The 23,462-nt window shown below is 72.5% G+C and carries 18 protein-coding genes; 13 read left to right on the plus strand and 5 right to left on the minus strand.

The features are described from left to right. Window positions 1-415 precede the first annotated feature (415 nt). Window positions 416-2,326: a protease pro-enzyme activation domain-containing protein gene (locus ACIP89_RS13120; protein ID WP_402115204.1), complete on the plus strand. Its 1,911-nt coding sequence runs from the start codon at window positions 416-418 to the stop codon at window positions 2,324-2,326. A 100-nt stretch (window positions 2,327-2,426) separates the two neighbouring features. On the opposite strand, the gene ACIP89_RS13125 is transcribed toward ACIP89_RS13120, so the two are convergent. Beyond that, entirely contained in the window at window positions 2,427-3,539 is a 1,113-nt protein-coding gene (locus ACIP89_RS13125; RefSeq protein WP_402114851.1) for a Ku protein, read from the minus strand. Window positions 3,540-3,599: 60 nt separating this feature from the next. On the opposite strand from ACIP89_RS13125, the gene ligD reads away from it, so the two are divergent. From ligD to ACIP89_RS13160, 7 genes are all read left to right on the plus strand, one after another. Next, window positions 3,600-4,496, plus strand: coding sequence for a non-homologous end-joining DNA ligase (gene ligD, locus ACIP89_RS13130; protein WP_402114852.1), 897 nt, complete (start codon window positions 3,600-3,602; stop codon window positions 4,494-4,496). Between the two features lie 196 nt (window positions 4,497-4,692). Beyond that, the gene (locus tag ACIP89_RS13135) at window positions 4,693-6,831 is read left to right on the plus strand and encodes a HEAT repeat domain-containing protein (protein WP_402114853.1); all 2,139 of its coding nucleotides are present in this window, start codon (window positions 4,693-4,695) and stop codon (window positions 6,829-6,831) included. Next, window positions 6,828-7,163: a zinc-ribbon domain-containing protein gene (locus ACIP89_RS13140; protein WP_401920511.1), complete on the plus strand. Its 336-nt coding sequence runs from the start codon at window positions 6,828-6,830 to the stop codon at window positions 7,161-7,163. Before ACIP89_RS13135 ends, ACIP89_RS13140 begins: the two co-directional genes overlap by 4 nt. A 137-nt stretch (window positions 7,164-7,300) precedes the next feature. Further along, entirely contained in the window at window positions 7,301-8,107 is an 807-nt protein-coding gene (locus tag ACIP89_RS13145; protein ID WP_402114854.1) for a hypothetical protein, read from the plus strand. Then, window positions 8,104-9,429, plus strand: coding sequence for an ATP-binding protein (locus tag ACIP89_RS13150; protein ID WP_402114857.1), 1,326 nt, complete (start codon window positions 8,104-8,106; stop codon window positions 9,427-9,429). The genes ACIP89_RS13145 and ACIP89_RS13150 overlap by 4 nt, the downstream gene beginning before the upstream one ends. Window positions 9,430-9,509: 80 nt before the next feature. Further along, on the plus strand, window positions 9,510-10,889 hold the full coding sequence (locus tag ACIP89_RS13155) for an FtsW/RodA/SpoVE family cell cycle protein (RefSeq protein WP_402114858.1): 1,380 nt from the start codon (window positions 9,510-9,512) through the stop codon (window positions 10,887-10,889). Between the two features lie 34 nt (window positions 10,890-10,923). Beyond that, window positions 10,924-12,381, plus strand: coding sequence for a peptidoglycan D,D-transpeptidase FtsI family protein (locus tag ACIP89_RS13160; protein WP_402114860.1), 1,458 nt, complete (start codon window positions 10,924-10,926; stop codon window positions 12,379-12,381). A gap of 28 nt (window positions 12,382-12,409) precedes the next feature. On the opposite strand, the gene ACIP89_RS13165 is transcribed toward ACIP89_RS13160, so the two are convergent. The 3 genes from ACIP89_RS13165 to ACIP89_RS13175 form a co-directional block, all read right to left on the minus strand. After that, window positions 12,410-13,345, minus strand: a complete 936-nt coding sequence (locus tag ACIP89_RS13165) for a hypothetical protein (protein WP_402114863.1) — start codon at window positions 13,343-13,345, stop codon at window positions 12,410-12,412. Between the two features lie 83 nt (window positions 13,346-13,428). Next, a complete protein-coding gene (locus ACIP89_RS13170; protein WP_401920525.1) occupies window positions 13,429-14,529 on the minus strand; it encodes a protein kinase family protein in 1,101 nt (366 codons plus the stop codon). A 35-nt stretch (window positions 14,530-14,564) separates the two neighbouring features. Then, entirely contained in the window at window positions 14,565-15,686 is a 1,122-nt protein-coding gene (locus ACIP89_RS13175) for a ferritin-like domain-containing protein (RefSeq protein ID WP_401920528.1), read from the minus strand. A gap of 178 nt (window positions 15,687-15,864) precedes the next feature. On the opposite strand from ACIP89_RS13175, the gene ACIP89_RS13180 reads away from it, so the two are divergent. The 5 genes from ACIP89_RS13180 (at window position 15,865) to ACIP89_RS13200 (ending at window position 22,147) form a co-directional block, all read left to right on the plus strand. Further along, window positions 15,865-16,800, plus strand: coding sequence for a diiron oxygenase (locus tag ACIP89_RS13180; protein ID WP_401920530.1), 936 nt, complete (start codon window positions 15,865-15,867; stop codon window positions 16,798-16,800). 26 nt (window positions 16,801-16,826) lie between these two features. Further along, a complete protein-coding gene (locus ACIP89_RS13185; RefSeq protein ID WP_401920533.1) occupies window positions 16,827-17,579 on the plus strand; it encodes a TetR/AcrR family transcriptional regulator in 753 nt (250 codons plus the stop codon). A 17-nt stretch (window positions 17,580-17,596) separates the two neighbouring features. Next, window positions 17,597-17,863 carry a hypothetical protein gene (locus tag ACIP89_RS13190; RefSeq protein ID WP_401920536.1) on the plus strand — a complete coding sequence of 89 codons (267 nt, stop codon included), beginning with the start codon at window positions 17,597-17,599 and terminating at the stop codon, window positions 17,861-17,863. A 94-nt stretch (window positions 17,864-17,957) separates the two neighbouring features. Beyond that, entirely contained in the window at window positions 17,958-20,777 is a 2,820-nt protein-coding gene (locus tag ACIP89_RS13195) for a PQQ-binding-like beta-propeller repeat protein (RefSeq protein ID WP_402114864.1), read from the plus strand. Between the two features lie 185 nt (window positions 20,778-20,962). Next, on the plus strand, window positions 20,963-22,147 hold the full coding sequence (locus tag ACIP89_RS13200) for an NlpC/P60 family protein (RefSeq protein WP_402114866.1): 1,185 nt from the start codon (window positions 20,963-20,965) through the stop codon (window positions 22,145-22,147). A gap of 58 nt (window positions 22,148-22,205) precedes the next feature. Here the strand turns inward: ACIP89_RS13200 and ACIP89_RS13205 are convergent, their stop codons facing one another. Continuing rightward, entirely contained in the window at window positions 22,206-23,441 is a 1,236-nt protein-coding gene (locus ACIP89_RS13205; protein WP_401920544.1) for a styrene monooxygenase/indole monooxygenase family protein, read from the minus strand. Window positions 23,442-23,462: the final 21 nt, after the last annotated feature.

Consider the following 23,462-nt stretch of genomic DNA (forward strand, 5'->3'; position numbering starts at 1 on the left):
CGGTGTCGGGTGCCGACGGTGTGATCATCCCACGGGGAACAGATCGCAGGATAAGAACAAGCTCACCCGTTCGGGTGATTCAGGCGCGCCCCGGAGCCGCAAACTCCCTTTCCCCCTAGGGCATTTCGCTGCAAATGCCGTCGATCGCCACGCTGCGGGATGCCCGCACGACACCTCATGAATCCGGTCATCCACGAACAAGGCACCGATTCATCCGCAACACGGCGCGAACCACCCTCGCCTTCAGGCCCTTGGTCGATTCTTGGTCATTACATGCCCCTTACATGAAGCGTTCCTCGCCAGAGTGGCGCATTACATGTGCACATCATTCGGCACATGCTCCGCACGCGAGACCCACATCGCAGGGGGTTCTACCTTGAGAAACAGCCGCGCCGGACGACGCGCCGGGCTGAGCATGGCGGCGACACTGCCACTGCTCGCCGGTGCGCTCGCCCTCGGGATACCCAACGCAGCCGCAGACTCGGCGCCGAGCGGCCGGGATGCGCTGCAGGGCACCAAGCCGGCCTGGGCCACCGCCACGGCCGACCAGGGCGCCACGGCCGACAGCGGGAAGGTCGCCGTCCGGGTCCACCTCGCCGGGCGGGACGCGAAGGGGCTGGCCGCCTACGCGGCCGCCGTCTCCGACCCGCAGTCGCCGTCGTACGGGAAGTACCTGAGCGCCGCGCAGGCGCAGGCACGGTTCGGGGCGACCCAGGGCCAGATCGACCGGGTCAGCCAGTGGCTGAGGTCGAGCGGGCTGACCGTCACCGGTGCCAACCGGCACTACGTGTCCGCCACCGGTGAAGTGGCCAGGACCGAGAAGGCGTTCAGCACCCAGCTGCACAACTACCGCAAGGGCGCCCACACCTACCGCGCCCCGGCCTCCACCGCCTCGGTGCCGGCCGCGCTGAGCGATGACGTGCTCGCCGTATCGGGCCTGGACAACGCGCCGCGCAAGTCCAGCCACGACGAGGTGCTCCCGCCGCCGGACGCGGTGTTCCGCAACTCCGGCCCGACGTCCTCGTACTACGGGTCCAAGACCGCCTCCAGCCTGCCGAGCGCCTACGGGGCCAAGGTGCCGTACGCGGTCAAGGGGTACACCGGCAAGCAGCTGCGCGCCGCGTACGGGGCCGGAAGCTACACCGGCAAGGGCGTGACCGTCGCGATCACCGACGCGTACGCCTCCCCCACCATCGCGAAGGACGCCGCCGAGTACGCCAAGCGCAACGGCGACGCGCGGTACAAGCACGGGCAGTTCAGCCAGGTGCTGCCGGACGACTACACGAAGACCGAGGAGTGCGGGGCCTCCGGCTGGTACGGCGAGGAGACCCTCGACGTCGAGGCCGTGCACGCCGTCGCACCCGCCGCGGACATCGTGTACGTGGGCGGCGCCTCCTGCTACGACGACGATCTGCTCGACTCGCTGAACAAGGTCGTCGACCACCGGCTCGCGGACATCGTCTCCAACTCGTGGGGCGACGTCGAGGCCAACCAGACCCCCGACCTGGCGCTCGCGTACGACCAGGTGTTCCAGCTGGGCGCGATCGAGGGCATCGGCTTCTACTTCTCCTCCGGTGACAACGGCGACAACGTCGCCTCCACCGGCACGAAGCAGATCGACGTCCCCTCGAACTCCGCCTGGGTGACCTCGGTCGGCGGTACGTCGCTGGCCGTCGGCAAGCACGACACCTACAAGTGGGAGACCGGCTGGGGGACCACGAACGCTCCCCTGGCGGCCGACGGCAAGAGCTGGACCGGCTTCCCCGGCGCCTACACCTCGGGCGCGGGCGGCGGCACCAGCTCGACCGTGAAGCAGCCCTTCTACCAGCGCGGCATCGTGCCGGACTCGCTGGCGAAGGCCAACGGGAAGACCCGGATGCGCACCGCCCCGGACGTCGCTGCCGTGGCTGACCCGAACACCGGCTTCCTGGTCGGCCAGACGCAGACGATGCCCGACGGATCGCTGGGCTACGACGAGTACCGCATCGGCGGAACGTCGCTGGCGGCGCCGGTCATCGCCGGTGTCCAGGCCCTCGCGCAGCAGGCGCAGCACGGCCTGCCCCTCGGCTTCGCCAACCCGGCGATCTACGGCCGTTACGGCTCGAAGGCGTATCACGACGTGACGGACCACCCGCTGGGCAAGGGCCACGGCCTGGCCGTCGCCCGGGTGGACTTCGCCAACGGCTACGACGCGGCCGACGGCCTGCTGACCTCGGTGCGGAGCCTCGGCAAGGACGCCTCGCTGTCGGCGGTGCGCGGCTACGACGACGTGACGGGTGTCGGCACTCCGGCCCCCGGATACGTGAGCTCCTACCGCAGGCACTAGCCCACCCTCCCCCTGACGCGGGACCGGGCGGCCGTCCCGGGGCATGAGCCCCGTGGCGGCCGTCCGGCCGCGCCAGGGCGGGCGGAGGCGGGAGCCGCGGTCAGGCCGGGGTGCGTTTGCGCGGGGTGCTCTTCGTACTGGTTCGCTTCTTCGCCGTGGTCTTCTTCGCCGTGGTCTTCTTCGCCGCCGTCTTGCCCGCGGCCGTCTTGCCCGCGGCCGTCTTGCCCGCGGCCGTCTTCTTCGCTGCGGGCTTCTTCTCCGCCGCGGGCTTCTTCTCCGCCGTCCTGCTCGCCGTGCTCTTCCCGGCCGCGGTCTTCTTCGCCGCCGTCCGCCCCGATCCCGCCGCCGGGGAGCCGGACCTGCCGCCCCTCCCGGCCTTGCCGCCCTTGTGGTCGGCCATCGAGGTGACCTTCGCGACCGGCGCGTCCTCGCCGCCCGCGCGGGCCTCCTCCGCCGCCCGGACGCTGCTCTCCAGCGCCGCGACCAGGTCGATCACCTTGCCGCCGGTGTCCTCCGGCTCGGCCCGGCGGGGGATCTCGCCGGCCGCCTTGGCCGCGACGAGCTCCTCGACCGCCTCCCGGTAGTCGTCGTGCAGCGAGTCCATGTCGACCTCGCCGAGCGTGGCCATCAGGGCGTCGGCCAGGTCGAGTTCGGCGTCGCGCACCTTCACACCGCTCTCCGGCGCGACGTCCTCCGCGGTCCGGATCTCGTCCGGCCAGAGCAGGCCGTGCATCGCGATCACGTCGTCGACGACCCGGAGCATCCCGAGGCGCTCGCGCCCGCGCAGCGCGTACTTGGCGACGGCCACCTTCCGGCTCCGCTTCAGCGCCTCACGCAGCAGGGTGTACGGCTTGGCCGCCGGGACCCCGTTGGCGGAGAGGTAGTAGGCCGTGTCCATCTGGAGCGGGTCGATCGCACCGGCCGGCACGAAGGCGACGATCTCGATCGTCTTGGCCGTCGGCAGCGGCAGCGAACCGAGATCCTCGTCGGTGATCGGGATCACCGAGCCGTCGGCGTCCTCGTAGCCCTTGCCGATCTCGGCGGAGGTCACCTCCTCACCGTCCAGCTCGCACACCTTGCGGTAACGGACCCGGCCGCCGTCGGTGAGGTGGATCTGGCGGAAGGAGACAGAGTGGTTCTCGGTGGCGTTGATCAGCTTGACCGGGATGCTGACCAGCCCGAAGGAGATGGCGCCGTTCCATATGGACCTCACCGGTCACCCCTTACAACCCATATACGGCTATAGATCCGTTTTACGTGTGATCCTTATCTTATGTCGCCTATCACGGAGGTGGAGGGGCGGCGCCTGACGCTCAGCAATCTGGACAAGGTGCTGTATCCGGCCACCGGCACCACCAAGGGCGAGGTGCTGCACTACTACGCGGCCACGGCCGCCGAGGCGCTGCTGGCGCATCTGCGGGAGCGGCCCGTCTCCTTCCTGCGCTATCCGGACGGGCCGGACGGGCAGCGGTTCTTCACCAAGAACCCGCCCCCCGGTACGCCGTCCTGGGTACGGACCGCGCCGGTGCCGCACCACGACAACGAAGGGGCCAGGCAGATCGTGGTGGCGGATCTGGCCTCGCTGATGTGGGCGGCCAACCTGGTGGTGGAGTTCCACACCCCGCAGTGGCGGGCCGGTACGCCGGGCGTGGCCGACCGGCTGGTGTTCGACCTGGACCCCGGGGCGCCCGCGAGCGTCGTGGAGTGCTGCGAGGTCGCCCGCTGGCTGCGGGAACGGCTGGCCGAGGACGGCCTGGAGGCGTACGGGAAGACGTCGGGCTCCAAGGGACTGCACCTGCTCGTACCGCTGGAGCCCACGCCGTCGGAGCGGGTGTCGGCGTACGCGAAGGGGCTGGCCGTCCGGGCGGAGCGGGAGCTTCCCGATCTGGTCGTGCACCGGATGAAGCGGGCGCTGCGGCCGGGCAAGGTGTTCGTCGATTTCAGCCAGAACGCCGCGGCGAAGACGACCGCCACCCCGTACACCCTGCGCGCGGGGCCCGGACCCACCGTGTCCGCGCCCGTCACCTGGGCGGAGATCGAGGCGTGCCGCAGCCCCGGCGAGCTGGTCTTCCTGGCCGGTGACATGGCGGGACGGCTGGCGCGGTACGGGGATCTGCTCGGCCCCCTCAACGAGCCGGGCCGGGGCCGTCCGGTCCCGGACTCCGCGTAGCTCCGGGGTGCCGGGGCCCCGGGCATACCGCACCGCTGCCGTTGTTGTCATGTCCAAAGGTAAAAGGCCGCATGTGGCGGGTGGATTGTCCGAGCGGTGGTGCACACTCTGCGCAGACACTGCTTCGTGGAGACGCCTCACCCGCGACGCCGCCGGCCATCGTGGGTGAGGACGTAAGGCGTGGGGAGGCGATGGCGTGTTCGCGGGGATCGACGAGGTCGACTGGGCCTCGATGGAGCATGCCTACGGGCCTGCCGATGATGTGCCCGGCCTGCTCCAGGGCCTCGCGTCCGCCGATCCGGCGGAGCGCGAGGGAGCGCTGGACGGCATGTACGGGGCCGTGCACCACCAGGGTGACGTCTACGCGTGCACCCTCGCCTGCATCCCCTTCCTCTTCGAGCTCGTCGTGGACCCGGCGGTCCCGGACCGCGGCGGCATCGTCGAGCTGCTCACCAGCATCGGCGGCATCGACCTCGACGAGGACGACGAGGACGAGATCGACGAGGACGAGATCGAGGGCGCGGCGAACTACGCCATGGCGGCGGCGGCCGTCACCGCCGGGGCCGGGGTGTTCTTCGCCCTGATGGCCGACGAGGACCCGGGGGTGCGGGTCTCCGCCCCGCTGGCCCTGGCCACCCTGCACGGGAACCCCGCGCTGGTCCTGCCGCTGCTGCGGGAGCGGCTCGCGGTGGAGCCGGACGAGGAGGTGCGGCTCGCCCTGGTCGAGGCGGCCGGGCGGGTCGCGCTGCGCCACCGCCCGCTGACCGGCCAGATCGCGGACTGGCTGAGCCGGCTGGCCGCGGAGGCCTACCCGCCGGGGCTGCGGCTGGCGGCCCTGGCCCAGCTGGCGCGCTGCGCACCGCAGGCGCTGCCGGGCGATGTGGTGCGGATGGTGGCGGGGCTGCTGCGGCAGCTGCGGTCCGCCGCGGCGGCCGGGGAGGCGGAGCCGGGGTCCCGGCCGTGCGAGGCGCACAGCGAGCCGGAGCCGGCCGGGGCCGAGGAGCGGGCCGCACCGGTGACGCTGGTGGGGCAGTTGCGCGCGATGCCCGCCGAGGAGGGAGCGGGCCGCACCGCGCCCTGGACGGCCGATCTGCTGCGGACCCTGCACGTCGGTCTCGACGACCGGGTGGCGGAGCGGACGGCGCTGCTGACCGACCAGCTGTGCAGCCCCGACCGCTGGCAGCGCATCGACGCGGTCCGGATGAGCAGCGGGCTGATCCGGGCCTGGCGCGGTTCCTACGCGGAGCTGGTGCGGCTGGTCGGCGAGCAGCTCGGTGCGGCCGAGCCGAGGCTGGCCGAGGCCGCCTCGCACGTGCTGGAGGAGCTGTTCGGCCTGGCCGCACCGGCCGCCGACGCGCTGGCGGCCCGGGTCGCGGCCGATCCGGGCGCGTGGGTGAAGGAGTGGGCGAGCGGGCCGCCGGGCCTCGGCAGCCCGGTGAAGGCGCTGTCGCGGCTGGGCGATGCCCGTGCCGTGCCCGCTCTGGCCGCCGCGCTGGAGCGGCCGGAGGTGCCGCACGACGTGGGGTTCGCCATCGGTTATCTGGGTCCGGCGGCCCGTCCGCTGGCCGGTGCGCTGCGGCGCAGGCTCGGCGAGGTGGGCCTCGACGAGGGGGCCTACGACCGGGCGAGCCCGCTGCTGGCCGGGCTGACCGCGCTGCGGGCGGGCGAGGCGGCTCCGGAGGTGCTGCGGGTGCTGCGCGGGGCTCCGGAGTACCGGGGCGAGTGGCTGCGCACGGCGGCGCTGCGGGCCCTCGGCTCGTTCGGGCCCGCGGCGTCCTGCGCGGTGCCGGAGCTGCGGGCGCTGATCCGGCGGCCCGGCACGTCGGCGGCGACGGAGGCCGCCGAGGCGCTCTGGGCGGTCGCCGGGGACGCCGCCGCCGTGCTGCCGGTCCTGATCGAGGGGCTCCAGGCGGAGTACGCGCACGAGCGGCGGGCGGCGGCGAGCGCGCTGGGCCGGCTCGGGGCGCGGGCCGAGGTGACGGCGCCCCGGCTGCGGGCGCTGCTCGGGCACGAGGAGCTGTGGCTGCGGGTGGACGCGGCGATCGCGCTGTGGGAGGTTTCCGGGCGGGCCCGGGAGTCCGTTCCGGTACTCCTGGCGGCCTGGGAACAGAACCGCCATGTCAGGGTTCGGGTGGCCGAATGCCTGGCGCGGATGGGGGCCGCTGGTGCAGGCTCTGACGCGGCACATGTGCTGCGCGCCGAGCTCGCCTCCGTACGCCGTCACAACGCGATGGACGGCGGCTACGGCAGCCATGACACATACGAGGACGAGAAGCTGCTGGCGCTCTGCCGCCGGGCGCTCAGGGGTAATACGGGGAAGGGACCCACGACATGATCATTTTCGGTACGCGAGGCTATCTCTACCAACTGGCCGTGATGACGATGGTCTGCGGCTGGTGCGGGAATCCGTCCGCGCACACCCTGCGCAAGCGGGTCACGAAGTTCACGCTGTTCTTCGTGCCGCTGTTCCCCTTCTCGACGAAGTTCGCCACGCAGTGCACGTTCTGCGGTGGTGAGCAGCGGATACCCAAGGAGCAGGCCGAACAGCTGATGGCCCAGCACGTGGCGTCGCAGGACGGCAACCCGTTCGGGCAGGCGCAGGGGCAGCCGGGCTACGCTCCGGGGGCGCAGGGCCAGGGACAGGGGCAGAACCCGTATCAGCACTGAAGTGACCGACGTATCAGCACTGACGTATCAGCACTAAATACGCATAAGGGACTTCCTTCCGAATAAGGTCTGGGGAGCCGGGGCCGTGCGCGAACGCGTGCCCACCGGCACGACGGACCTCGGGAACGGAGAAAGCCATGCGTGCGCAGCACCGGGCGGCGGCGCTGCTGGCCGGCGCCGCCCTGCTGGCCGGGTGCGGCACCGGCGGCGGGCTGAAGAGCACCGGGCCGGTCCCGGCCGCCATCGGCCCGGCGCGCCTCTGGCCGGAGCTGCCGCCCGCCTCCGCCGCTCCGTACGACTACGGCGAGGGCGAGACCGCGCACATCCCCGGCATCACCGTCCCGGACGGCGACGTGCACCGGCTGGACCCGGTGGCGGTGGTGCAGGCAGGCCTGAAGGCGCGCCCCGACCGGGCCAGCGGTACGGACGAACTCCCGGCGGCGGCGGTCCGCCGGATCAACGCCTGCCGGACCGCGCCGGACGACTGCCCGGTGCTCGCTCCGTACTACCGCGACCTGACGGGCGACGGCAGGGACGAGCTGGTCCTCGCCGTCAAGCTGGCGGACCGCCAGCTGTCCGTGCGGGTCTACATGCCGGAGGCGGGCGGGCTGACCCGGATCATGTCCACCTCGGACGCGGTGATCAGCGTGGAGCTGGCGGGCCGGGACCTGATCATGCGGGCCCCTTCGGCCATCACCGGGTACGAGTACCGCACGGCCTGGTCCTGGGACGGCAGGCAGCGCGCCATGCTGCCCACCCAGGACGGGATCCTGCGCATGACCCCGCAGCCGGAGCCCGGTCGGAGCCGCCCGCGGGACCGGCGGCCCGCCGACCGGCCCGGCGAGCTGCCCTCCGCCGCGCCGACCGCGGCCCGGCCCACCGCACGGCAGAGCGCCGCGCCCACCGCGGCGCCCTCGGCCGCCGTCTCCGCGGAGCGCCGGTGAGCCGGCGGGCCGCGGCCGGACGGCGCGGGCCGCGGATGCCCGCCTGGACCGCGACGCTGACCTGGAAGTCCGCGGTCTTCATCACCGTGATGTGCTGCGTGCTCGCGGCCCTGCTGGGCGTGCTGGTGCACACCGCGGTCACCCGCCAGACGGTGGGCCATGCCCGCGAGAAGGCGCTGGCCCGGCTGGCGGACGTGACCGCCGCCTACGAGGCGGGCGAGGCGCTCCCGCCGCGTTCCGGTCTCGATCCGCCGGGGCTGCCCGCGTCGCTGCGCGAACTGGCGGTGGACGGCGAGCGCGGCACCATGGTCGCGGAGACCCTCGGCCGCCCCACGATGTGGGCCGCCGCCCCGGCCGGCGGCCACGCGCTGGCGACCCGGATCGACTACAGCCAGAGCGCCCGCACGATCAACGGCCTGGACGGGGCGATCATCGGCTCCTCACTGCTGGCGATCGGCGCGACCCTGCTGGCCGGCGGGTTCGCCGTGACCCGGGTGACCCGGCGGCTGCACCAGACGGCGCGGGTGGCCCGCCGGATCGGGGCCGGCGAACTGGACGCCCGCGTCAACGACCCCCGGACAGCCGACCCCTCGCGGCACCAGGACGAGGTGGCGATCGTCGCCGGGGCGCTGGACACCATGGCCTCCGCCCTCCAGCGCAAGCTGCTGACCGAGCAGCGCTTCACCGCCGATGTGGCGCACGAGCTGCGCACCCCGCTGACCGGGCTGTCGGCCGCCGCCGAGCTCCTGCCGCCCGGCCGCCCCTCCGAGCTGGTCCAGGACCGGGTCCGGACGATGCGCGCCCTCACCGAGGACCTGCTGGAGATCTCCCGGCTCGACACCCGTACCGTCCAGGTCGACCTGGACGTGTACGAACTGGCGCCGCTCGTCGAACGGGTGGTGTCCGGGTCGGGCACCGGTACGGAGGTCGGGGTCGTCGGGGACGGGCCGCCGGCGCGCGTCGAGACGGACCGGCGGCGGCTGGAGCGGGTGCTCGGCAATCTGATCAGCAACGCGCACCGGCACGGCCGCCCGCCGGTCGTGCTGACGGTCGACGGGCCGGAGGTGACGGTGCGCGATCACGGCGGGGGTTTCCCGGAGTATCTGACGGCGGGCGGCCCGCAGCGCTTCCGCACCGAGGGCGGCAGCAAGGGGCACGGCCTCGGGCTGACCATCGCCGCCGGGCAGGCCCGGGTGATGGGCGCCAGGCTGGTCTTCGAGAACGCGGCGGACGGCGGGGCGGTCGCGCGGCTGACGCTGCCGGAGTACGTGCCCGGCGAGGACCACGAGGACGGGAAGGTGCCGCCCGGCCCGCGGTCCTGACGGCCCGCCACCGGGGCCCCACGAACCTCCGTACTATGACATAAGCAAAATATCCTCCGCCTCTTGCTACGTTGCGTGGCATGACCGCAACGACAGCGGACGCGCCCCCGCCCGAGCTGCGCCTGCCCAAGCGGCGCGGCGTGGAACTCTCGCTCCTCGTCGGGGCCGTCCTCATCTCCGTCTGCGGCTACGCCGCCGTCGGTCTGGCCAGGAACGACGCGGTCCCGCCCGATGTCGCCGGGTACGGCGGCGGTCTGGGGCTGCTCGCCCTGCTGGCCCACCTCGCCGTCCGCTTCCGCGCCCCGTACGCGGATCCGCTGCTGCTGCCCATCGCCGTCCTGCTCAACGGCCTCGGCCTGGTGCTGATCTACCGGCTCGACCTGGAGACCCCGAAGGACCAGGCGGCGACCACCCAGCTGGTCTGGTCCACGCTCGGCGTCGCGTTCTTCATCGCGGTGGTGGTGTTCCTGCGCGACCACCGGGTGCTCCAGCGGTACGCGTACCTCTCGGTCGCCGCCGCACTCGTCCTGATGATCGTGCCGATCTTCTTCCCCGCCGTGAACGGCGCGAAGATCTGGATCAGGGTCGGCGGATTCTCCTTCCAGCCGGGCGAGTTCGCCAAGATCCTGCTCGCCGTGTTCTTCGCCGCCTACCTCGCGGCGAACCGCAACGCCCTCGCGTACACCGGCCGCAGGGTCTGGAAGCTCCAGCTCCCCACCGGCCGGGTGCTCGGCCCGATCGTGGCGATCTGGCTGTTCAGCGTCGGGGTGCTGGTCCTGGAGCGCGATCTGGGCACCTCGCTCCTCTTCTTCGGCCTGTTCGTGATCATGCTGTACGTGGCGACCGGCCGGACCGGCTGGATCGCCGTAGGGCTGCTGCTCGCCGCCGTCGGCGCGTTCGTCGTCGGTTCCTTCGAACCGCATGTGCACAGCCGGGTGCAGGACTGGATCGACCCGTTCGCCTCCATCGACGCGGGCCGGGGGCCCAGCCAGCTCGCCCAGTCGCTGTTCGCCTTCGCGGCCGGCGGGATGCTCGGCACCGGGCTCGGGCTCGGGCACTCCATCCTCATCGGGTTCGCCGCCAAGTCCGACTTCATCCTGGCGACGGCGGGCGAGGAGCTGGGCCTGACCGGGCTGACCGCGATCTTCATGCTGTACGCGCTGCTGGTGGCGCGCGGCTACCGGGCCGGGCTCGCCCTGCGCGACTCGTTCGGGCGGCTGCTCTCGATCGGTCTCGCCTCGATCCTGGCGCTCCAGGTGTTCGTGATCGCGGGCGGCGTGATGGGGCTGATCCCGCTGACCGGTATGGCGATGCCGTTCCTCGCCCAGGGCGGCTCTTCCGTGGTCACCAACTGGATCATCGTGGCGCTGCTGATCCGGGTCAGCGACCAGGCCCGCAGACCCCACCCGGACCAGGTGGAGACCGGAGTCATCGCACCCATCCTGGAGGACGAGCTGTGATCCCGTACGCGCCGACCGCGCGGGAGGCCCGGCCGTGATCCGCTACATCCGGCGCGCCGCCGCCTTCTGCCTGCTGCTGCTCGTGGCGCTGCTGCTGAACGCCGCCCGCGTGCAGGTCTTCGAGGCCCCCTCCCTCGACGGCAACGCGGCCAACCGCCGCAACACCATCGACCGTTACGACCAGCCGCGCGGCAACATCCTGGCCGACGGCAAACCCGTCACCGGCTCGAAGGACACCGGCGAGCAGCTCGCGTACGAGCGCACCTACCGCCACGGCCCGCTGTACGCCCCGGTGACCGGATACGCCTCGCAGACGTACGGCACCACCCTGATCGAGAACGCCGAGGACGACATCCTGTCCGGCACCGATCCGATGCTCGCCCCGGTCCCCTTCTGGAACGAGATCACCCGCAGCCGGCAGCCCGGGGGCGACGTCGCCACCACGGTCGAGGACTCCATGCAGCGCGCCGCCTACGAGGGGCTCGGCGGCCGGCGCGGTGCCGTCGCGGCCGTCGAGCCGACGACCGGCAAGATCCTGGCCCTGGTCTCGACGCCCTCGTACGACCCCGGGCGGCTCTCCGGCACCGGTTCGTCCGTCACCGACGCCTGGCGGGAGCTCAACGCGGACACCAGCCAGCCGATGCTCAACCGGGCCATCCGGCAGACCTATCCGCCCGGTTCCACCTTCAAGATCGTGACGGCGGCGGCGGCGCTGGACGCCGAGGTCGTCACCGACCCGGGCGCCGCCACCGACACCCCCTCCCCCTACATCCTGCCGGGCACCTCGACGCCCCTGCCCGACGAGGCGAGCGGCTGCGAGGACGCCTCCCTGGCGGAGGCGATCCGGGTCTCCTGCAACACCGTGATGGCCCGGCTCGGGGTGCGGGTCGGGCTGGACGGCATGGTGGAGGCGGCCGGGAAGTTCGGCTTCAACGACACCGGGCTGAAGATCCCGTCCGGGGTGGCCAAGAGCAACTTCGACACCGACATGAGCGACGACCAGCTGGCGCTGTCCTCGATCGGCCAGTTCGACACGACGGCTACCCCGCTCCAGATGGCGATGGTGGCCTCGGCCGTGGCGAACGGCGGCGAGCTCATGTACCCGCACCTGGTGGACCGTACGACCACGCACAGCGGCTCCACCGTCCGCACCACGGGATCACGCGCCTACCACCGGGCGATGAATCCGCAGACCGCCTCCGAGCTGAGGCAGATGATGATCGACGTGGTGCGGGACGGCACCGGAGGCAACGCGGCCATCGACGGCGCCACGGTCGGCGGCAAGACCGGCACGGCCCAGCACGGCGTCGACAACACGGGCACCCCGTACGCCTGGTTCATCTCCTGGGCGCAGGCGGAGGACTCCGCCCGGCCGGCCGTCGCGGTCGCCGTGGTCGTCGAGGACGCCGCCGCCGACCGGGCCGACATCAGCGGCGGCGGCAGCGCCGCGCCGATCGCCCGTTCCGTCATGGAGGCGGCGCTGGCGGACTGAGGGGTGCCCGCGTGACGCGGTGAGCTGATCAGCCGGCCTGCGCGGCGCCGATCGGTCTGCGCGAATCGGCCCTGACCTCGGCGGTGTCCAGCGCGGCCTTTCCGAGGTCGGCCTTCTCGGGGTCCTGGCTCGCGGATTCGGGCGTGACCACGGCGACGAAGGCCGCCGTGTTTCCGTCGCCCCAGGCGCACATGGGGAGGGTGCTGGTGATCCCGCCCTGCTCGGACCGCACGACCTGGCAGGAGATGGTGACTCCGTATCCCTCGGGGGTGAACTCCCGGGCGGGTACGGCGACGGTCATGCCCTCGGTCCGGGCGGCCCCCTCCAGGATCTTGTCCCGGGTGAACTCCGGTCCCTTGATCCGTCCCCACAGGCCGGAGACGATCAGGGTGCCGCCGGCGGACGAGGTGTACTGCGTGACGACGGCTCTGGCGTCGCGGATGCTCGGGTCGTGGGTCTCCTCGATCTCCCGGCCGTCGGTCGAGGAGGAGTCCTTGAGCAGCGTGTACTCGCCGTCCAGCAGCTTCTTGGGCACGGTCAGCCGGTACTCGGCCGCCGGAAACCCGCGGCCGGCCGCCGACTCCCCCACGTCGGCCAGCTGGGCGACCCCGAACGCGATGCCGCCGGCCACCACCAGCGCGCCGACGGTTGTCCCCACGATCAGCCCGGTCCGCTTCTTCCGGGGCGGCGGACCCGGCGGGAAGCCGAACGGCTGCGGCGGTCCCTGCGGATACCCGAAGGGCTGCGGGCCCGGGGCGGACTGCTGCCCGTAAGGGGGCTGCTGCCCGTACGGGGGCTGCTGCCCGTAAGGGGGCTGCTGCCCGTAAGGGGGCTGCTGCCCGTAAGGGGGCTGCTGCCCGTAAGGGGGCTGCGGGGCGTACGGGTTGCCCTGCGGGGGCTGCGGCGGCGGTCCGTACGGGCCCTGCGGTGCTCCGTACGGGCCCTGTGGCGGCGGGGTGGTCATGGCGCCCAAGTTACGTCATGCGGGCGAACACGATTTCGAACCCGGGGCCTCCTCGGCCTGGCCGACGGGGGCGGCGCGGGAACTCACCGGCGGACGCCGGTGGCAGGTGCGGAGGCAGCCGCCGCCCGATCGATGTCCGCCGCCGGATAGGGCGTCCGCCGGCTCACTCCGAGCAGGCGGCGGTGGAAGCCGTCCAGGACCAGGGCGGCCGCCGCGTGCCGGTCGAGGACCGCGGCGGCCCCGGGCGGTACGCCCTCGGGGCGGTCGCCCGCGATCCAGCCGCGCAGGAACCCGGCGTCGCACACCTCGTCGAACAGGTGGTGGCGGACCAGGTGCCCGGCGACGTAGTGGCGGTCGTACGCGAGGTGCCCGGCCAGGAACGCGGACTCGTCCGCGGAGAGTTCGAACCGGGTGCTCAGAGCGAGGCCGAAGTCCGCGAAGCGGATCGAGTGGCCGTCGGTCAGGATGTTGCCGAAGTGGGCGTCGAAGTGCACGAACCCGTGGGAACTCATGAAGTCCGCCCCACGGGCCAGGGTCTCGTCCAGCCACTCGAACGGCGGGCCCTCGCCGCCCTCCCGGGCCGCCGCGCGGCGCTCGCCCAGCCAGGCCGCGAGGGTCTGCGGCACATGCTCCAGGAAGAGCACCAGACTGGCCGAGGAGCTGCCGACGGCCTCCAGCCGGCCGCGTACGGCCGAGGAACCCTCCCAGTGGGCGACCGCCCCGTCGATGCCGCCGAACTCGCCCGTGAAGTCCTGCGGGGCGGAGTCCGGCAGGACGCGCCAGTGGTACATCAGCGGAAAGTCCGGACAGGCCCCGCCGAGGACCCAGTCGGTGGTGATCGTGTGCGCGGCCAGCTCCCGCCAGGCGCCGAATCCGGCCGAGCCGATCCCGTACTGGTAGAACACCGGCAGCCCGAAGAGGTCGGCGGTCGACCGCACGTTCTCCGGCCGCAGTTCGAGGTCGGTCAGCGGCACCCGTTTCACGAAGACGCGGGTCCCGCACACCTCCAGCTCCGCCGACCTGCCGCCCATGCCCGACCCGGCCGGCGCGGCCGCGCGGACCACGTCGCGGAGCCGGTGGTCGCTCAGCAGCGACAGATGGGTGGAGACGGCTCCGTAGCCGGCCCGCCGGGCGCAGTGCCGCCGGTCCGGCACCGGGCCGGCCACGTGATCGGTCTCGCTCATGCGGGCGACCCTAACCGGCGCCGGTGCCGCCGGAGTCAGGACTCCGGGGACTCCAGGGGGCCGCCGTCCGCTATCGCCTCCGCGACCTCGGCCACCCGCGCGTGCTCCTCCGCCGCGAAGCGGTCCCGGTCCAGCTGTTCGGCGATCTCCTCGTCCTGCGCCATCAGCAGGTCCAGGCTGGAGTCACCCAGTTCGAGGACGCCCATGTCCACGTAGGCCTTCTGGAGCCGCTCACCCCACAGGCCGATGTCCTTGACGCACGGGACGATCCGGCTGAACAGCAGCTTGCGGAAGAGCTGGAGGAACTCGGAGTGCTCGGAGAGCTCCTTGGCCTCCTGCTTGCCGATGCCGAAGTTCTCCAGCACCTCCACCCCGCTGAGCCGGTCGCGCATCAGGTAGCAGCCCTCGATGACGAACTCCTCGCGCTCGCGCAGTTCCGCGTCGCTCAGCTGCTTGTAGTAGTCGCGCAGCGCCATCCGGCCGAAGGCCACGTGGCGGGCCTCGTCCTGCATGACGTAGGCGAGGATCTGCTTGGGCAGCGGCTTGGTCGTCGTGTCGCGGATCATGCCGAACGCGGCCAGCGCGAGGCCCTCGATGAGGACCTGCATGCCGAGGTAGGGCATGTCCCAGCGGGAGTCGCGCAGGGTGTCCCCGAGGAGGCCCTGGAGGTTGTCGTTGACCGGGTACAGCATCCCGATCTTCTCGTGCAGGAACCGGCCGTAGATCTCCGCGTGCCGGGCCTCGTCCATGGTCTGGGTCGCGGAGTAGAACTTGGCGTCCAGATCGGGGACGGACTCCACGATCCGGGCCGCGCAGACCATCGCGCCCTGCTCGCCGTGGAGGAACTGGCTGAACTGCCAGGAGGTGTAGTGCTTGCGCAGCTCGCCCCGGTCCTTCTCGGTCATCTTCGCCCAGTGCGGGGTGCCGTACAGGGTGAGGGCCTCGTCGGGGGTGCCGAGCGGGTCGGTGGGATCGACCTCCAGGCTCCAGTCGATGCGCTTGTTGCCGTCCCACTGCTTGTCCTTGCCCTTCTGGTAGAGGGCGAGAAGGCGTTCGCGGCCGTCGTCGTAGTCCCAGCTGAAGCGGGCGGCTCCGGAGGCGGGCACGGTCCACAGCGGCTGGTCGGGGGCGGTGGTGTAGAGGTCATGGGTCGACATGGACGGCTCCTTCGCCTCGCATGCTTCGGCAAATCACGTGCCGGCTGGCTCAGTTGGCAGGTTCACACGTTGGTAGACGCCGGGTCAACAAGTCGTGCGCAAGGGATTGACGAGCTTGCTGACAGAAGGTCTCATAAGAGGTGACCGCCGGTAACCCATGTACGAGGTGGATCCAGCCATGACGACAGTGACCGAACACGATGTGCGGCTGCTCCGTGACGCACTCGGCCCGCTCCGGGACCGCGAGCAGATCGCGGAACGGCTGCTGGAGGCCTCGGCCAAGCACTCCTTCGACCCCGACAAGGAGCTCGACTGGGACTCCGCGGCCGAGGACGGCAAGTGGTTCTGGCCGCCCGAGCTGGTCTCCCTCTACGACACCCCGATGTGGCGGAAGATGTCGCTGGAGCAGCAGCAGGAGCTGGCCCGGCACGAGTCGGCCTCGCTGGCCTCGCTCGGCATCTGGTTCGAGATCATCCTGATGCAGCTGCTGGTCCGACACATCTACGACAAGCCGGTGGTCAGCAACCACGTCCGCTACGCCCTCACCGAGATAGCCGACGAGTGCCGGCACTCGATGATGTTCGGCCGGATGATCACCTGGGGCGGAGCGCCCTGCTACCCGGTCCCCCGTCGCTACCACAACCTCGCCCGGGTGCTGAAGACCATCTCCACCACGCCCGGTTCGTTCGCCGCCACCCTGCTCGGCGAGGAGATCCTCGACTGGATGCAGCGGCTGGCCTTCCCCGACGAGCGCGTGCAGAGCCTGGTGCGCGGCGTGACCCGCATCCATGTGATCGAGGAGGCCCGGCACGTCCGGTACGCCCGCGAGGAGCTGCGCCGCCAGATGGTGACCGCGCCGCGCTGGGAGCGCGAGCTGACCCGGGTCAGCTGCGGCGAGGCGGCCCGCGTCTTCTCCGTCTGCTTCGTCAACCCGCGGGTGTACGAGAACGTGGGCCTGAACCGCCAGGAGGCCGTGGCCCAGGTACGGGAGAGCGGTCACCGGGCGGAGGTCATGCAGTCGGGTGCCAAGCGGCTCACCGACTTCTTCGACGACATCGGGGTGCTCAACGGGGTGGGCCGCAGGCTGTGGAAGAACTCGGGCCTGCTCGCCTGAGGGTGGAAGCCCTTAGGCTTGCGGACATGACCCCTGCCGCAGCCGCGCCCCCGCAGCGCGCGTACCGAAGGCTCAGCGTCGAGGAGCGGCGCACCCAGCTCCTCGGTGCGGCACTCACCCTCTTCGCGCACCGGGCCCCCGACGAGGTCTCGCTCGACGAGGTCGCCACGGTGGCCGGCGTCTCCCGGCCGCTGGTCTACCGCTACTTCCCCGGCGGACGCCAGCAGTTGTACGAGGCGGCCCTCAGGTCCGCCGCGGAGGAACTGATCCTCTGCTTCGCGGAACCGCCCGTGGGCCCGCCCACCGAACGGGTGACGCGGGTGCTGGACCGCTACCTCGCCTTCGTCGACCAGCACGACGCCGGCTTCAGCGCGCTCCTGCGCGGCGGCAGTGTCGCCGAGACGTCCCGTACGGGCACGATCGTCGACGAGGTGCGGCGGGCGGCGGCCGACCAGATCCTGCTGCACCTGGGCCGCGGCGCGGGCAGCGATCCCGGCCCCCGGCTGCGGATGATGGTGCGCACCTGGATCGCGGCCGTCGAGGCGGCCTCGCTGATCTGGCTGGACGAGGGGAAGCAGCCGGCCGCGTCCGAGCTGCGCGACTGGCTCGTCGACCAGTTCATCGGACTCCTCGCGGTCACCGCGGCCACCGATCCCGCCACCGCCGCCGCCGTGGCCGAGCTGCTGCCCCTGGAGACCGCGGCGGGCCCGGCCGGCCGGCTGGCGGAGCGGCTGATCCCGGTGGTCGGCGCGGCGGCGCATCTGCTGCCCCCGGACTGATCGGTCAGACTGGGCGGGTGAGAAGCGAGAACGTCCCCTTCACCGGCGGCCCGCTGGACGGGCGGGCCCTGCCCGTCCTCCTCGGCGCGACCGGCCACCCGCCCAAGTGGTACGAGGTCCCGGTCCCGGCCGCCGACGGCGGACCCGCGACCGTGCACGCGTACCGGCGGGCCCCGGCCGGGTACTCCAAGCGGCTGGGCATCCAGCGCGGCTGGGTGTACGAGTACGCCCCGGGCGGCCGCGAACGCCACCGCCCCAAGTGGCCCTGGTCGAAGCCGGGATGACGCATATGGGGTGAACCGGGGCGAGGCTCCCTGCCCCGGAGGAGACCGTAAGATCGGCGGTCAGGTCCGAGGACGGTCATATAGGGGGTGCGCCATGGAGGCGCTGCGTCAGGACGATCCACGCCGCTTCGGCCCGTACACGGCGATGGTGCGGCTGCGTGAGACGGCCGCGGCGGTGCAGTACCTCGCACGCGGCGCGGACCCGCAGGACCTCGCCGTGATCACGGCGGCCCGCCCCGAGCTGGCCGCACTTCCCGGCTTCCGGCGGCACTTCGAGGCGGAGGCCCGGACCGCGGACCGGCTGGCCGGTGGCTGGGTGGCCGCGCAGCTCGACACCGGTACGGACGGGCCGGAGGGCGACGGGCCGCTGTGGACGGCCGCGGAGTACGTACCGGCGCTGACCCTCGCCGAGGCGATCGAGACCGCCGGGCCGCTTCCCGAGCGGGCCGTGCGGATACTGGGCGCCGGCATCGCGGAGACCCTCTCCCGGGTGCACGCCACCGGAGCCGTCCTGCAGGGACTCGCCCCCAGGACGGTGCTGCTGGCCGGGGACGGGCCCCGGCTCACCGCCTTCGGCCCGCTGGGTGCGGCGGCCGACGCGGAGGCGCGGCCCGGCGGGCAGCTCTCCGTCCGGCTCGGCTATCTGACCCCGGAGCAGATCGAGGGCGAGGAGGCCGGCCCGGCCTCCGACCTCTTCGTGCTGGGCCTGCTGCTCGCGTACGCGGCGACCGGCAGCACCCCGCTGGCGGACGGCCCCGCGACGGAGGCCGCCGAGCGGATCGCCCACACCGACCCGGAACTGGCCTCCGTGCCGGACGCGTTGCGCGATCTGATCGGCCGCTGCCTGGCGAAGGACCCGGCCGACCGGCCGACGGCCGGTGCGGTGGCCGCGGAACTGGCTCTGGAGGGCGCGGCCGGGCTCGCGAAGGGCGGCGACTGGCTGCCGGCCCCGCTGGCGGCGGCGGTGGCGGAACAGGGCGTGCGCGCCCAGGCGCTGGAGACCGCGCCGCCCGTCATCGAGGACGCCGTTCCCGTCACGGATACGGCGAATGCACCGGACGCGGAAGGCGGGACGGGCGCGGCTGGCGGGACGGGTGCGGCAGGTGCCACGGGTGCGACGGGTGCGGCGAGCGCCACGGGCGCGGCAGGCGCGACGAGTGCGGCAGGCGCGACGAGTGCCGCAAGCGGGGCGGGTGCCTCGGAGGACCCGGACGCGTCGGACGCCTCCGGAGGCCCCGACGTGCAGGACGCCGTGCCTCCGGCGCTCCCCGCCGGCGACGGGTCCGGGGAACCCGCGACCGGCCGGGACACCCGTACCGCCCAGTTCGGGATCATCGCCCCCCGTGCGCCCCGGTCCGACCCGGCGACGACCCAGCTCTCGCTCAACCGTGCGCTGCCCGGCCCCGCCGGACCGCCGGCCGGCCAAGCGCATCAGCCTCCTCAGCCCCCTCAGTCCTCCCAGGCCCCTCAGCCGCTGCCCTACACCGCCCCCGCGGCACCCTTCCCCCACGCACCCCTCCCGGCCGCCCAGAGCCCCGCAGCGCTTCCCGTTCCCGCTCCCTTCCCTTTCCCGGCCGCTCCCGAGCGCCCCTCCGCCGGACGCCGGAGCCTGCTGATCGGGGCCGCGGCCGGGGTCGCCGGACTCCTGGTCGGCGGTGGCGCGGTGTTGGCGCTCGGTTCCGGCGACGATGACGAGCCCACCGACGACGCCAAGCCCGCCCCGAGCACCAGCCGGGCCGCCGTCGCCGGACTGCCTCCGCGGCCGCGCTGGATCCACGCGCACCCGGCGGACGAACCGGCCCCGCGCACCGCCGCGCTCTGGAAAGACCGGCTGCTGGTGCTCACCGACGCCGCCCACGCCACCGCCATCGACCTGCGCACCGGCCACCGGGTCTGGCAGAACGCGGACGCCGCCAAGGGACAGGAGGCCCTGCCCGCAGGCAAGGAGCTGTGCTTCATCGCCGCTCCGGACGAGTTCCTCTGGCTGTCGGCGAAGGACGGCAAGGTCGCCCACCGGCTGGCGTACGCCGACGGCTTCGACGGCGCCCCGCACCTGGTGGTGCCCGAGCTCGTCGGCGCGTCCGGTTCGACGGTCTGGTTCACCGGTTCCACCAAGTCCACCGTGAAGGCCCCCAAGCCGAAGAAGGGCAAGAAGCGCGGGAAGGACAAGGTGGTCGTCAAGTCGTATCTGTTCGGGTACGACATCGAGCAGCGCAAGGAGCTGTGGCGGACGCCCGTGCCCACCGGCCGCGGCCCGGAGGCGCCGGAGTACCGGCTGATCGCGGTGCGGCCGGACGACATCGTCGTACGGCAGAGCCAGCAGTCGCTCACCGCGGCGGATGTGAAGGCGGCGAAGGGCAAGGGCAGGTTCCGCAGCTTCGACCGGAAGACCGGGAAGCAGAAGTGGACCGAGTCGTTCGGCACCGTCACGCCCGGCGGTGCGGCCGTGGGCGACGCGGACGGCCTGCTGTACGCGGCCGTCGGTGACGACCTCCGGGCCTTCGCGACGCCCGGCGGAAAGCCGAAGTGGACGCTCAACGGCACCCGCGGCACCCACTTCGGGAACCCGGTCGAGTCCGGTGCACTGCTGCACACCACCAACAGCAACCAGGAGGTGGGGGCGGTCGACCTGGCGACCGGGCGGCCGCGCTGGCAGCGGTCGACGGAGGAGCCGCGCACCGACATGACTCCCGTGATCAGCGTCAGCGGCACCGGCGGAACCCTGCTCGCGGCGAGCTCCGGCCAGGTCACCGCGTTCGCGGCGGCCGACGGGCGGCGGCTGTGGAAGTTCCAGGACATCGGGGAGCAGGACCCGAAGGGCGGCACGGTCACCGCCGGGTACCAGGTACTGCCCTTCGGGAAGAGCGCCGTCGTCCGGCGCGGCCGGACGGTCTACGCGTTCCCGGTGGACTGAACGGTCGGCTGGGCGGTCGGCCGACCGCCGGTCCGGAGGGCGGCGTGAACCGCCGCCTTCCGGGGGATCGGGCCACCGCCACGCACCTCGGTTCTTGAATCACCTGACGGCAGGTGAGCGTATAGAGGCATTGCGCTCACTTATGGGGTAGTCCGACGATTCACCCCGCTATCGGAGGTGATGTCGTGCCGGGCAGTGTCTTGCGCTCCGTCTGCACGGCGGCGCTCGCAGCCGTCGTCGTGACGTCACCGGCCGCCGCCGTGGCCGCGCCCTCCCCCGCACCCTCCCCCGCGTCTCCGTCCTCCGGCGAGCCCGCCCCGGACGCGGCGGGTTCCGGCACCGGCGCCGCCGCGCTGCTGGTAGAGCTCCAGAAGCTCTACCAGCAGGCGGAGGAGGCCACGGAGACCTACAACGGGACGGCGGCCGAGCTGAAGAAGCGGACCGCGCAGGCGAAGAAGCTGGACGCCTCCCTCGTCACCGCCCGGCTCTCGCTGTCGCGCGGCCGCGACGCCGCCGGGCGCCTCGCCCGCGAGCAGTACCAGGGCCGGTCCGACTTCTCCGCGTACCTTCGGCTGCTGCTGTCCCGCGACCCCGCGCAGGCTCTGGACCAGGGCCAGGTCATCCAGCGGCTGGCCGCCGGGCGGGTGGCGGCCGTGAAGCGGCTCACGGGCGCGGAGAAGCGGGCCGACGAACTGGCGAAGGAATCCCGCAAGGTGCTCGACCGGCAACAGGTGCTGGCCACGCGGCAGAAGAAGGAACGCGACACGGTGCGCGACCGCCTCAAGGAGGTCGAGGCCAGGCTCGCCACGCTCTCCGCGGACCAGCTCACCGAACTGTCCGGCCTTGAGGAGCAGGGCACCGCGAAGGCCCAGAACGCGCTGGTCACCTCGGGCGCCCTGTCCTCGGCCCGGCCGCCGTCGGAGGAAGGCGGCGAGGCGGTCCGGTACGCGGTCCGGCAGATCGGCAAGCCGTACGTGTGGGGCGCGGAGGGCCCCTCCTCGTTCGACTGCTCCGGACTCACCTCACAGGCCTGGGCGCACGCCGGACGCACCATTCCGCGTACGTCGCAGGAACAGTGGCGGCAGCTCCGGAAGGTGCCGGTGAGCGCGCTGCGCCCGGGTGACCTGGTGGTCTACTTCCCGAAGGCCACGCACGTGGCGCTGTACATCGGCAACGGACTGGTGGTGCAGGCGCCCCGCCCCGGTTCCCTGGTGAAGGTCTCACCGCTGGCGTCGAACCCGCTGCTCGGCGCGGTCCGGCCGGACCCGGACAGCGCCCCGCTGCGTACGTACAAGGCACCGGAACTCCCCCAGGGGGCGTCCGGGGGCTCGGACGAGGGGTACAGCGTCTCCACCGCGCCCGCCGGATGACCGGGCACCCGCTGGACGGACCGGGCCGTCCAGCGGGTGGAGAGCACTCAGGCCCCTGTCAGCCAGCAGAGACCGACGCCAGGTACGCGTTCGTCTTCTCCGGCTCGAAGAAGAAGTTGTCGAAGTCCGCCGGGTCGTTGAACCCGTTGGCGAAGCGGTCCGCGACCGGCTGGAGCTGGCCGCCGGCGCCGATCAGGTTCAGCACGTGCTCCGGCGGGGCGCCGAGCATCGCGTTCGTCCACCTCACGACGTGCTGGGCGGTGTCCCAGTAGCGGTCGAAAGTCGACTGCATCCACGCCGCGTCGAATTCGCCGTCGCCGTGCTCGATGATCGAGTCCAGGTAGGCGTTCGCGCACTTGGAGGCCGAGTTGGAACCCTGGCCGGTGATCGGGTCGTTGGCGACGACCACGTCCGCGACGCCGAGCACCAGACCGCCGCCGGGCAGCCGGCCGATCGGCTTCCGGACGGTGGGGGCATAACGGCCGGCGAGGGTGCCGTTGGCGTCGGTCAGCTCGACCTTCGTGGCGCGGGCGTACTCCCACGGGATGAACCGCTCCATCAGCTCCAGCGTCTTGGCCAGGTGCTCCGAGGGGTCCTTGATGCCCTGGAAGACGTCGATCGGACCGCCCGGCACGCCCTCCCAGAACAGGATGTCGGCGCGGCCGGACGTGGTGAGGGTCGGCATCACGAACAGTTCGCCCACGCCCGGGACCAGGTTGCAGCGCACCGCGTCGAACTCGGGGTGCTCGGGGCGCGGCCCCATGCCGTGGACGTACGCGACGGCCAGGGCGCGCTGCGGAGCGTCGAACGGGGAGCGGGACGCGTCCCGGCCGAACATGGAGACCAGCTCGCCCTTGCCGGCGGAGACCATCACCAGGTCGTAGGTGCGGGAGAAGTAGTCCAGGTCGGAGACGGCCGCGCCGTGGATGACGAGCTGTCCGCCGCGCTGGGCGAAGGTGTCCATCCAGCCGGCCATCTTCACGCGCTGGTCCACGGACTGCGCGAAGCCGTCCAGCTTGCCGACCCAGTCGACGGCCCGCGAGGAGTCGGGGGCGGCGACCGAGACGCCGAGGCCCTCGATGCGCGGGGCCTGGGACTCCCAGAAGTTGAGCTGGTAGTCCCGCTCGTACTGGAGCGCGGTGTGGAACATGCACTGCGTCGACATGACCCGCCCCGAACGGATCTCGTCTGCGGTGCGGTTGGACATGAGGGTGACTTCGTACCCTCTGGACTGCAGTCCCAGGGCGAGCTGGAGCCCGGACTGACCGGCTCCGACTATGAGTATCTTCCGCATCGCGGTTCTCCGTTGTGTGTG

This window comes from Streptomyces sp. NPDC088730, assembly GCF_044751215.1.
Lineage (GTDB): Bacteria > Actinomycetota > Actinomycetes > Streptomycetales > Streptomycetaceae > Streptomyces.